Below are 12,773 nucleotides of genomic sequence, written 5' to 3'. Positions count from 1 at the left end.
CCAAAGGCATTGAATGAGACTGGTTACCAACCGGACGCGGACCTCGGCGCTGGTTGTTGTGCATTCCAAAGACGTTCTGCGCAGAAAAATGGAGACAAGGTGTAACCCCGATTTCACGAAAAAAACCGGGATGGGACGGGGGCGTCCTGCCCCCGTCCCCGACTCCCGTCAGTCCAGCGCGTACTCCAGCGCCAGGGCATCGAGGATTTCAGCCGTCAGCCCCTCGTTCCTCATGATGGCGTAGTGGTCGGCGCGGATCACCGCGCCCTCTGCCCTTTCGGCCATTTCGGCCCTATCGGCCCCCTCCTGGCGCAGCTGGTGCGCGAGCCGCAGCCGGTGCCCGGCCGCGGTTTCATCGCTCCACCAAAGGCTTGCCGCCGCTTGCACGGGCGCCAGGGCCTGCGCCTGCAGCGCCAGGTGCTTGAGGTGCAGGGTGGTCAGAAAGGCCTGGGCCAGGTCGGCGCCGTCCATGCAGGCATGGCCGCTCGGTCCCCCCGGTCCCTGCCTTGACGCTTCACGGCCCAGCGCGGCAGCCAGCAGATCGGCGCGGGGCAGCACCGATGCATCGATGTCCGCAAGGTCTTCGATGCGCGCCAAGGGCAGCATCTGCGAGACGAAGAGCCGGAAGTCATCCCACCACGACGGGGACCCGGCCGCATCGCCAGCAGGCACGAACGGATCCACCAGTCCCAGGAAACCCACCGTCTGTCCCTGGCCTTCGAGCCGGGCGGCGATCAAGGCCGCCAGGCTGCCGCCCAGGGACCAGCCGAGCAGGTGGTAGGGGCCGGCAGGCTGTACCTGCCTCACCATCGCGCAGTAGTCGTCGGCCATCTGCTCCAGCGAGCGGTCACGGTAGCCGGGATTGCCCAGGCTGCGGCAGGGTATGGCGTGGACGGTGCGCCGGTCCTGCAATGCCCGCGCCAGCGGCTGGTAGTCAAACACCGTGCCGAACCCGGCATGCACGCAAAACAGCGGTGGTGCGGCCTCACACACGGCGTTGAGCGCCACGACGCCCCCAGCTCCACCGGCGCCGGCTGAGCGAAGCTCCAGCAGGCCGGCAATGGTGGGCCGCTGCAACAGGTCGCGCAGCTTGAAGTCCAGCTGCGGATCGCCCAGCTTGCGCACCTTGGCGTGCATCCTGAGGCTGAGAAGGGAGTCGCCTCCCAACTCGAAGAAGTTGTCGGTCTCGCCCACGCGTTCCACGCCAAGCACCTCCTGCCAGATGCGGGCCAGCGCCATGGCCGACGCTGTGGACGGTGGCACGTGAACCCGCCCGGCATCTGCCTGCGGCAGCGGCAGCGCACCACGGTCCAGCTTGCCGCTGACCAGTCTTGGCAAGGCAGGCAGGACCAGCGTATGGGCCGGCAGCATGTAGTCGGGCAGGTGCTCGCCTGTCTGCTGGCGGATGCGCTGGACCAGGGACTGCGCGGCGGTGCCCTCCTCCCCCACCACATAGGCCACCAGCTGCTTGCCTGTACCGGCATCCTGGACCAGCACGGCGGCATCGACCACGCCGGGCACGGCCCGGACGGCCTTCTCGACCTCGCCCAGCTCGATGCGAAAGCCCCGGATCTTGACCTGGTGGTCGGCCCGGCCTATGTACTCGATGTTGCCGTCCGGCATCTCGCGCACCAGGTCCCCCGTGCGGTAGAGGCGGCCGCCACCGCCGTCGAAGGGGTCAGCGACGAAGCGCTCGGCCGTCAGGCCGTGGCGCGACAGATAGCCGCGCGCCAGACCATAGCCGCCGATGTACAGCTCGCCCACGACGCCGTGCGGCACCCGGTGCAGGTCGGCGTCCAGGATGTGCACCGTGCGCTCGCCCACCGGCCGGCCGATGGGAGCGTAGGCGCAGTCGAAGGTCTCGCTGGCCTCGGCCTTCCAGATCAGCGGCGTCACCACCGTCTCGGTGGGGCCGTAGCCGTTGATGAGCAGGCGCGGGCGCAGGCTCTGGCGCACCTTGTCGTAGGCGGCCTTGGGCATGGCCTCGCCACCGAAGACATACAACTCCACCGGCGGCGGCTCCTGCGACTGCTCTGCGGCCCAGTCCGCGATCTGCGCCAGATAGGCCGGCGGGAACGCGGCATTGGAGATGCCGTGGTGGCGCAGGGCCTCGCAGGCCTGCTCCGCCGTCCACATCTGCGGCTCGCGCAGCACCAGGCCGGCGCCGATGCTCAGTGCCGTCAGCCAGCGCTCGTGGGCACCGTCAAAGGAGAAGGACATGAAATGCAGCTCGCGCGAGTTCGCCCGCATGCCGTAGATCCCGGCCGTGGCCGCGCAGTGCATGGACAGCGGCCCGTGCTCGACCACGACGCCCTTGGGCTGCCCGGTCGAGCCCGAGGTGTAGATCACATAGGCCAGGTCGCGCTCGTGCACGGCATGGGACGGCGCCGCATTGCAGGCCTGGGTGAAGTCCACCTCCTCGGCCACCACCAGATGGGCCACGGCGGGCGTGCCCAGCTTGTGCAGCGCCGCCCTGTGGGCGATCAGGTGGGAGGCACCGCTGTCTGCCAGCATGAACCTCTGGCGTTCGGCCGGCGACGCCGGGTCCAGGGGCAGGTAGGCCGCGCCCGCCTTGAGCACGGACAGCAGGCAGATCACCATTTCCAGCGAACGCTCCATGGCGATGCCGACGATGGCGCCGCGCCCCACGCCGGCCTGCACCAGGCGGTTGGCGAAATGGTTGCTGCGCGCCTGCAGCTCGCCATGGCTGATGGTTTGCTCGCCCATGACCAACGCCACCGCACCCGGGTCCCGGCGCGCCTGCAGCGCCATGCAGGCATGCACGGGCAGGAACGGCGGGCGGCAGGCATCCGTGCCCATGCCCGTGCCCGCCGGCCCATCGCGGCCAGCCTCGGGCAGCAAGGCGATGTCCCGCAGGCAGTGCATGCTCTCGCTCGCCATGGACTCCAGTACCTGCACCAGTTGCCGCAGCAGGGCCTGCACGGCGTCATCGCCGAAGCTGCTCCGCTGGTAGATCATCTTGAGCGACAGCACATCGCCCAGCCGCACCTCCAGGTCCATGGGATAGGAGGTCACGTCGATGGCATGCGTCACCGCAAATCGCAGATGCGGGTCGTCATGCGCGGACAGCACCGCATCCATGGGGTAGTTCTCGAACACCAGGATGCTGTCGAACAGGCCGCGCTGGCCCTTGCCCGCCCAGCGCTGGATGTCCGAAAGCGAGGTCTGCTCATGCTCGCGCGAGGCCAGGTTCTGAGCCTGCAGCGTGCGCAGCCAGGGGCCCAGCTCCAGCGCGCCGTCGCAGGCCACGACCACCGGCAAGGTGTTGATGAACAGCCCCTGCATTCTTTCCACGCCGGCCAGCTCGGGCGGGCGGCCTGCCACCGTGGCCCCGAAGGCCACCGTGTCCTGGCCCGTGTACCGCGCCAGCACCAGCGACCATGCGGCCTGCACCAGGGTGTTGGCCGTCACGCGCTCGCGCTGGGCAAACTCCACCAGCTGCTGCGTGGCACCGGCCTCCAGCGCGGCGCCGGCCTCGTGGTGCCCCTGCCGGGCTGCAGGCAAGGCAACAGGCCGGGCAAGCGCATCCACCAGCAAGGTGGGCTCGTGCAGCGGCTGCACCAGGCGCCTCCAGTAGGCCTCGCTGGCCCCGTGGTCCAGGCCTTGCAGCCATGCGATGTAGTCGCGGTAGCTGGTGTCCACGGGCTCCACGGCAATGCCCTTGTAGTCGCGCAGCACCTCGCCCAGCAGGCTCGATGAACTCCATCCGTCCGTGAGCAGGTGGTGGGCGGTCCAGATGCAGTGGTGGCTGCCATCGGACACCCGGACCAGGGCCAGCCGCATCAGCGGCGGCTTCCTGAGGTCGAAGGCCGCGAACTGCCCGGCGGCCAGGGCATCCAGGGCCCCCGCCACATCCTCGCTGTGCCGGCAGTCATGCTCGGTGATGTCCAGCAGGACCTGCCTGGCCACCCATTGCAGCGGCAGGGACGCATCGGCCAGGAAGCCGCTGCGCAGCACGGCATGGCGGTCCAGCACCGCCTGCCAGGCCTTTCGGAAGCGCGCGGCATCCAGGCCATGCGCGCCGATGCGCAGCTGGGTGACGTAGGACAGCCCCGAGGGATCGGACAGGCTGTGGAACAGCATGCCCGACTGCATGGGAGACAGCGGATAGAGGTCCGCCAGATTGCCCGCAGGCAGGTCCAGGCCGTCCAGTTGCGCCTGCGTGACCCGCGCCAGCGGGAAGTCCGAGGGCGTCACCCCCTGCGCGCCGCTCAGGCAGTGGTCGATCAGGCCTTCCAGCTCCTGCCGGTAGCGCCCCATCCAGGCCTGCACATCGGCGGTGTCGTGGCGGGCCGTGCTGAAGACGGCCGTCATCACCAGCTCGCCGTCGTAGACGCGGCCATTGATGGTGAACTCGTGCGACAGCGGCGCCGAGGCGTCGGCGGGCATGCCGCTGCCCTCGGCAGCCGGCAACCATTGAGCCGCGCTGTCAAAGCTTGCATCGAACTGCCCCAGGTAGTTGAAGACCAGGCTGGCCTGGGGCAAGGCCCGCATGGCCTGCCTTTGCTGCGCCGTGCCCAGGTACTTGAGCACGCCATGGCCCAGGCCGTGCAGCGGCACTTCGCGCAGGCTTTGCTTGACGCGCTTGAGCGCGTCGCCCGGGCCTGTGCCCGCATCGAGCGCCACCGGGAAGACGCTGGTGAACCAGCCCACGGTGCGCGAGACGTCGACGCCGGCCGACAGCTCCTCGCGGCCATGGCCCTCCAGGTCCACGAGGATGCGCTGCTGCCCGCTCCACGCGCACAGGGCGCGCCCCAGGGCGGCCAGCAGGATGTCGTTGATCTGCGTCCTGTAGGCGGCCGGCACGCGGCTGATCAGGGCCTCGGTGCGCTCGCGGTCCAGCCGCAGCTCGACGCTGGACTGCCATGCCAGGGTGTTGGCCCCCTCGGGGCGGGCACAGGGCAGGCCTGCCGGCACCTGGGCCAGCGCCTGCCAGAAGGCCAGCTCGCCGCCGCATTGCGCGGCATGGGCCTGCAGCGCCTGCGACCAGCGCTGGTAGCTGGCAGTCTTGTGGACCCTGGCGGGCTCCAGGCCCTGCAGCCGGCTGGCATAGGCCGAACGCAGGTCCTCGAGCAGGATGCGCCAGGAGACCCCATCGACGACCAGGTGGTGGGCCACCAGCAGCAGGCGCCAGCTGCCGTCGCCCACCTCGATGCACAGCCCGCGCAGCAGCGGCCCGTGGACGATGTCCAGGCTGCGCTGCGCCTGTTCGCACAAGGCCTCGATCGCGCCGGCATCCCGTGCCTGGCGCACCCACAGCAGTGCCTGCAGGTCGGCCTCGGACGGGCTTGCGTAGGCCTGCTCCCAGGCGCCCTGCGCCGTGGGGCGAAAGCGCAGGCGCAGGCTGTCGTGCCGGGCCAGCAGGTCGGCCAGGGCCTGGCGCAGCGGCGCAGGCTGCAGCGGCTGCGTGCTGCGCAGCAGCAGGGCCTGGTTCCAGTGGGATCGCTGCGGCACGTCCGTTTCGAAGAACTCCGCCTGAATGGGCAGCAGGGGAACGCTCCCTTGGACCGGGGTGTCCTGCTCCACGGCCTCGTCCTGTACGGGCTCGGCCACACGCGCCAGCTCGGCAATGCTTTGCCGCTCGAACAGTTGCCGTGGCGATAGCTTCCAGCCGAAGCGGCGCAGGCGCGAGACGATCTGCAGGCTGAGGATGGAATCACCGCCCAGCGCGAAGAAGTTGTCGCTGCGCCCCACCCGCTCCAGGCCCAGCACCTCGGCCCAGATACGGGCCAGCAGCGTCTCCAGTTCGCCCTCTGGCGCCTGGCTGGCGGCTGGCATGCCGAACGCGGGCAGGGCCTGCCGGTCCAGCTTGCCGTTGGCGTTCTGCGGCAACTGGTCCAGCACCATGATGGCGCCCGGCACCATGTAGTCGGGCAGTACCGTGGCCAGGCGCTCGCGCATCTCCTGCTCGTCCAGGGTCCGCCCGCTGCGGGCAGACACATAGGCCAGCAGCCGCGTGCCCGCCGGTCCCTCGCCGGCCACGACCACGGCCTCGCGCACATCGTCCAGCGCCAACAGTTGCGCCTGCACCTCGCCCAGCTCGATGCGCAGGCCGCGGATCTTGACCTGGTGGTCCACCCGCCCCAGGTACTCCAGCTGGCCCTGCGCATTCCAGCGCACCAGGTCGCCCGTGCGATAGAGTCTTGCGCCATCGCGGCCGAAGGGGTCTGCGACAAAGCGCTCCGCGCTGAGCCCTGCCCGGTTCAGGTAGCCGCGCGACAGCAGGGGGCCGCCTATGCACAGCTCGCCGGCCACGCCCAGGGGCACGGGGCGCATCCGGTCGTCCACCACCCACATGTGCCGGCCCGCCAGAGGCCGGCCTATGGGAAGGTCCTGGGGCGCCGCGCCGGCGCCTTCCACCAGGCCCGTGCAGTCGAAGAGGGAGGCCGTGACGGTGGCCTCGGTCGGGCCATAGGCATTGAGCAGCCTCACATGGCCCAGCCCGGCATCGCGCCAGGCCTGCAGGCCGGCGCCCGGCATGGCCTCGCCACCCACATGCACCTGCCTGAGCCGCCCATACCCGCGCAGGCCCTGGCGCGCGAAATCCTGGACCAGCAGCAGCCAGTAGGCGGTGGTCAGATCGGCCACGCTGATCTGCCTGGCTATGAGTTCCCTGTGGAAGGTGGCGCTGTCCCAGAGTTCGGGCCCGCGCAGCACCATGGCCGCGCCGGCCACCAGGGGCGCGAACAGTTGCTCGATGCAGCCATCGAAATTCAGCGTGGCGAACTGCAGCACGCGGTCCTGCGGCGACAGCGCGGCAAAGCCGACGGCCAGCTGCGCCTGTTCGGCCAGGCAGCGGTGGGAGATGCCCACGCCCTTGGGGCGGCCGGTGGAGCCCGAGGTGTAGATCACATAGGCCAGGCATTCGCCATGCACGGCGGCGCCGGGGTTGTGGTCGGGCCCCAGCATCGCGCCGATGGCATCCAGGTCCAGCGCCTTCACGCGACCGGCCACCTCCAGCCCCAGGCGGGACTGCGTGAGCAGGCAGGCCATGCCGCTGTCCTCGACCATGTGGGCCAGGCGCTCGGCCGGATAGCCGGGGTCCAGGGGCACATAGGCCGCGCCCGACTTGAGCACGGCCAGTACGGCAACCACCATCTCCACCGAGCGTTCCACCGCAATGCCCACGCGCACCTCCGCGCCCACCCCCTCGGCGATCAGGCGGTGCGCCAAGCGGTTGGCACGCCGGTTGAGCTGCGCATAGCTGATGCATTCGTCGCCAAAGACCAGGGCCGTGGCCTGGGGCCGCTCGTCCACCTGCTGCTCGAACAGCTTGTGCACCAGGGGCTGGGCGTCGCGGCTCTGCGGGTTGCATCCAGACTGCACCGATTGCGCCCATTGCGTCAGCTGCGCCCATTCGTCCCGGTCCAACAGCTCGATATCGCAGGCCGGCAGCGCGGGCGATTGGGCCAGGGCCGCAACAATGCCTTCCACGGCGGCCAGCATGTAGGCGCACAGGCGCTGCGCGCCCACGGCCTTGCTGGCCTGCCCGACCAGACGAAAGCCCTGGCCCAGGTCATCGATGGACATGTCCACCGGGTAGTTGGTGCGCTCCTGCCCGCCCAGGGCCGTCATGCCTTCCCACGCGCCCGAGGCTGCATCCGCTGCCTCCGTCTCCTGCGGCGCTGCGGTGTAGCGGTAGTTGAGCAGGGCCGAGAACAGCGGCGTTCCCCCCGCCAGAGCGCTGCAGCGCTGCGCCAGCGACAGCGTGGCGTGCTCGTGGTGCATCAGCCCCGTCAGCCCCGCATGCGTCTCTTGCAGGCACTCCTGCACGCTGCGCCCGCCCAGCCGTATGCGCAGCGGCAGCGTGTTGATGAACATGCCCAGCGCGCTGTGCGCGCCCTCCCCGCCCTGCATGCGGCCAAAGAGCACGGTGCCGAACACCACGTCGTCCTTGCCCGTGGTCCTGCCCAGCACCAGCGCCCAGGCCAGGTGGAACAGGCTGGCCGCGCTCACCCCATGGCGCTGCGCCTGCCGGCGTACGCTGCGCGCCAGGGGCTCGTCCAAGGCCAGCCTGGCCTCCTCCACCGCGCTGCCGTCGCCCTGCACATCCAGCAGGCCAAACGGCGCCGTGGGTTCATCCACATCGCCGAGCATGGCGCGGAAGAAGTCCTCATGCTCGCTGGTGCTCACGCCCAGCCGGGCCTGGGCCACGAAGCGCCTGAACGGCAGGGGCCTGGGCAGCTCCGCCTCGCGGCCCTGGGTCATCAGCGCGATCTCCTCGACGATGCGCTCCAGCGTCGTGTGGTCCAGCACCAGGTGGTGGGTCAGCAGCTGCAGCAGCCAGCGGCCGTTGCGCGCATCCTGCGCCGCCACGGCGCGGATCATGGGCGCGCGGCGCACATCGATGCGCTGCACGCGCGGGTCCAGGCGCTGCTGCAGTGCGGCGGCCACATCGCCTTCGCCCTCGCTTTCACCAAGCTCCAGCCAATCGACCAGCACCTGTGCCTGCCGCCAGACCACCTGCACGGGCTCGGCCAGCCCTTCCCACAGCACGGCCGTGCGCAGGATGTCGTGGCGTGCGATGACCCGGTTGAGCCGTTGCACAAAGCCCAGCAAACGCTCCCGCGTGTCGAAGCCCAGCAGCGTGGGCGTGGCATAGGCGTCGCCCTGCTGGTGCAGGGTGTGGTGGAACAGAATGCCTTCCTGCAGCGGCGCCAGCGGATAGATATCCTGGATGTTGGCCGCGCCACCTGGCACGGCGGCCTCGACCCGTGCGATCTCCTGCACGTCCAGCGCCACCAGCGTCAGCATGGCGGGCGTGATGGCCGTGCAGCCTTCGGGAATGCCGTTGGGCGGCACCTGCACCTGGGCGGCGCCGTCCGCCTGCATCAGCTGCGCCGCAAAATCCGCCAGCTGCGGATGCTGGAACAGGCTGCGCACCGAGGCCGACAGGCCATGCGCACGCATGCGCTCCAGCATGCCCATGGCCAGCAGCGAGTGCCCGCCCAGCTCGAAGAAGTTGTCGCGCCGCCCCACGCGGTCCTGCCCCAGAAGCTCGGCCCATATCGCCGACAGCTGCTGCTCGACCCCGTTGTGCGGCGGCTCGTATCCACGCTGCGCCCATTCGGGCTGCGGCAGGGCCTTGCGGTCCACCTTGCCGTTGGCATTGAGCGCAAGCGCAGGCAGCACGACGATGGCCGAAGGCTGCATATAGTCCGGCAGCCGCCCTGCCAAAGCCTGGCGCAAGGTTTCGGACAGCCCCGCATCGGCGTCCGGACTGGCCACATAGGCGACAAGGCGCGCGCCCGCCGCGCCCGACGTGGCTTGTGCCGCGACCACCACGGCCTCGCGCACGCCGGGCTGGGCCAGCAGATGGGCCTCGATCTCGCCCAGCTCGATGCGCAGGCCGCGGATCTTCACCTGGTGGTCCAGGCGGCCCAAGTACTCGATCTGGCCTTCGCCGTTCCAGCGCACCAGGTCGCCCGTGCGGTACAGCAGGCCGCCCTGCGTGTCCAGCGGGTCGGCCACAAAGCGCTCGGCCGTCAGTGCGGGGCGGTTCAGATAGCCGCGCGCCAGGCCCATGCCGCCCAGGTACAGCTCGCCAGCCACGCCCTGTGGCGCCGGCCGCATGGCGCAGTCCAGCACATAGGTGCGGATGCCGCTGATGGGCTGGCCGATGGGAACCTGGCGCCGCCCGTCGTCGCGGCAGCGCCAATGGGTGACGTCGATGGCCGCCTCGGTCGGGCCATAGAGGTTGTAGAGACCGGCCCCGGGCAGGAGCCTGAAGACGGCGTTCTGCGCCTCGGCCGGCAGGGCCTCGCCGCTGCACAGGATGCGCCTGAGGCCCGTGCATGCCGCAACGCCCGCGTGCGCCACAAAGGCCTGCAGCATGGAAGGCACGAAGTGCACGGTGGTGACGCCATGGCCCGTGATCAGCGCCACCAGCCTTGCGGGGTCACGGTGATCGCCAGGCGCAGCCATCACCAGCCGGGCGCCGACCATCAGGGGCCAGAAGAACTCCCAGACCGACACATCGAAGCTGAACGGTGTCTTTTGCAGCACGGCGTCCGAGGCATCGAGCGCATGGGCCTGCTGCACCCAGGCCAGCCGGTTGTGCAGGGCCGCATGCCGGTTGGCCGCGCCCTTGGGGCGGCCCGTGGAGCCCGAGGTGAAGATCACATAGGCCAGATGCTGCCCATGCACGGCAACCACCGGGTTGCGCTGCGATTCACCGGCCACATCGATGCGGTCGATGTCCAGCCACTGCAGATCCTCGCCTGCGGGCAGGCGCTCGCGCAGCGCGCTGTGGGTGAGCAGGCGCCGCACGGCGCCGTCTTCGATCATCTGCGCCAGCCGTTCGGGCGGGTGATCGGGGTCCAGGGGCACATAGGCGCCACCGGCCTTCATGATGGCCAGCAGGCCCACCACCATCTCGATGGACCGCTCCATGGCGATGCCGACCCGGGTCTCCGGCCTCACGCCCAATGCCATCAGCCGGTGTGCCAGCTGGTTGGCGCGGCGGTTGAGCTGGTCATAGCTCAGAACCTGATCGCCAAAGACCAGCGCCACGGCATCCGGCCGTGCCTTGGCCTGGCGCTCGATCAGCTGGTGCACCGGCTGCATCCCTGGTTCGGTTCGGGCGCCCAGGCTCCAGGCCTGCAGCTGCGCCCATTCCTTGCCGTCCAGCATGTCCAGCGCCGCAGCCTCCAGGCCGGGCTCGCTTTCCAGCGCGTGGACCAGGGAGGCCACGGCCGCCGCCATGTATCCACACAGCCGTTCAGCCCCCAGAGCAGCATCGGCCTGGGCCACGATGCCAAAGCCTTCGCCCAGGTCGTCGATGGACACGGTCACGGGGTAGTTGGTGCGCTCCTGTCCGCCCAGCGCCGTCATGCCCTCCCACGCGCCCGCTGCGGCCCCCTCCTGCGGCGCCACGCTGTAGCGGTAGTTGAGCAGGGCCGAGAACAGCGGCGTTCCCCCCGCCAGAGCGCTGCAGCGCTGCGCCAGCGACAGCGTGGCGTGCTCGTGGTGCATCAGCCCTGTCAGCCCCGCATGCGTCTCATGCAGGCACTCCTGCACGCTGCGCCCGCCCAGCCGTATGCGCAGCGGCAGCGTGTTGATGAACATGCCCAGCGCGCTGTACGCGCCCTCCCCGCCCTGCATGCGGCCAAAGAGCACGGTGCCGAACACCACATCATCCTTGCCCGTGGTCCTGCCCAGCACCAGCGCCCAGGCCAGGTGGAACAGGCTGGCTGCACTCACCCCATGGCGCTGCGCCTGCCGGCGCACACTGCGCGCCAGGGGCTCGTCCAAGGCCAGCCTGGCCTCTTGCACCGCACTGCCGTCCCCCTGTACATCCAGCAGGCCAAACGGCGCCGTGGGTTCATCCACATCGCCGAGCATGGCGCGGAAGAAGTCCTCATGCTCCCGGGTGCTCACGCCCAGCCGGGCCTGGGCCACGAAGCGCCTGAACGGCAGGGGCCTGGGCAACTCCGCCTCGCGGCCCTGGGCCATCAGCGCGATCTCCTCGACGATGCGTTCCAGCGTCGTGTGGTCCAGCACCAGGTGGTGGGTCAGCAGCTGCAGCAGCCATCGCCCGTTGGGCGCATCCTGCGCCGCCACGGCGCGGATCATGGGTGCACGGCGCACATCGATGCGCTGCACGCGCGGGTCCATCACGGCCTGCAGCCGGCTGGCCACATCCGTACTCTCCCCTTCGCTCTCCCCTTCACTCTCCTTTTCGCTCTCCTCCAGCCAGTCGAGCTGCACCTGCGCCTGCCGGCAGACCACCTGCACGGGCTCGGCCAGCCCTTCCCACAGCACGGCCGTGCGCAGGATGTCGTGGCGTGCGATGACCCGGTTCAGATGGGCCACAAAGCCCAGCAGCCGTTCGCGCGTGTCAAAGCCCAGCAGCGTCGGCGTGGCATAGGCGTCGCCCTGCTGGTGCAGCGTGTGGTGGAACAGAATGCCTTCCTGCAGCGGCGCCAGCGGATAGATGTCCTGGATGTTGGCCGCGCCACCGGGCACGGCGGCCTCGACCCGCGCGATCTCCTGCACGTCCAGCGCCACCAGCGTCAGCATGGCGGGCGTGATGGCCGTGCAGCCTTCGGGGATGCCGTTGGGCGGCACCTGCACCTCATGCCGGGGCAGGCCCTGCTCGCGGCGCAGCGCCAGCGCCAGATCCGCCAGCCGGGGGTGCTGGAACAGCGTGCGCACCTGCGTCACCCAGCCCTGGGCGCGCATGCGCTCCAGCAGCTTCAGGGCCAGCAGCGAGTGCCCGCCCAGCTCAAAGAAATGGTCCTGGCGCCCCACGCGCTCCACGCCCAGCACCTCGCTCCAGAGTGCGGCCAGACGCTGCTCGCCGTCGCCCACGGGCGCCTCGTAGTGCAGGCTGGCCAGCAGTTCTGGCTCGGGCAAGGCGGCCCTGTCCACCTTGCCGTTGGCATTCAGGGGAAGGCGGTCCAGCACCATGATGGCGGCCGGCACCATGTAGTCCGGCAGTTCAAGGGCCAGGCGCTCGCGCAGTTCGTCCGCCGTGACCTGCTGCCCTTCATGCGCCGAGACATAGGCCGCCAGGTGCATTCCGGCAGGGCCCTTGCGGGCCACGACCACGGACTCCCGCACCTGGGGCTGGGCCAGCAGCCGGGCCTCGATCTCGCCCAGCTCGATGCGAAAGCCCCGGATCTTCACCTGGTGGTCCAGGCGCCCCAGGTACTCCAGTTGGCCTTCATCGTTCCAGCGCACCAGGTCGCCCGTGCGGTACAGGCGGCCGCCGCCCTGGTCGAACGGGTCGGCGACGAAGCGCTCGGCGC

Annotated in this window: 1 protein-coding gene (only partly in view); it reads right to left on the bottom strand. The window is 70.1% G+C overall.

The genetic code is table 11. From position 1 onward, the window contains the following. Positions 1-168 precede the first annotated feature (168 nt). Positions 169-12,773 carry the 3' portion of a non-ribosomal peptide synthetase gene (locus KDK82_RS05265; protein ID WP_088164194.1) on the bottom strand. The gene runs 5,929 nt beyond the window's last position, so the window shows 12,605 of its 18,534 coding nt (coding positions 5,930-18,534); its start codon lies off the right edge, out of view; it ends in the stop codon at positions 169-171.

The organism is Delftia sp. K82 (genome assembly GCF_002193035.1).
In the GTDB taxonomy this organism is placed as follows: Bacteria; Pseudomonadota; Gammaproteobacteria; order Burkholderiales; family Burkholderiaceae_C; genus Comamonas; species Comamonas acidovorans.
The sequence above is the reverse complement of the archived record's forward strand: the minus strand, read 5'-3'. Positions and strand labels throughout refer to the sequence as shown.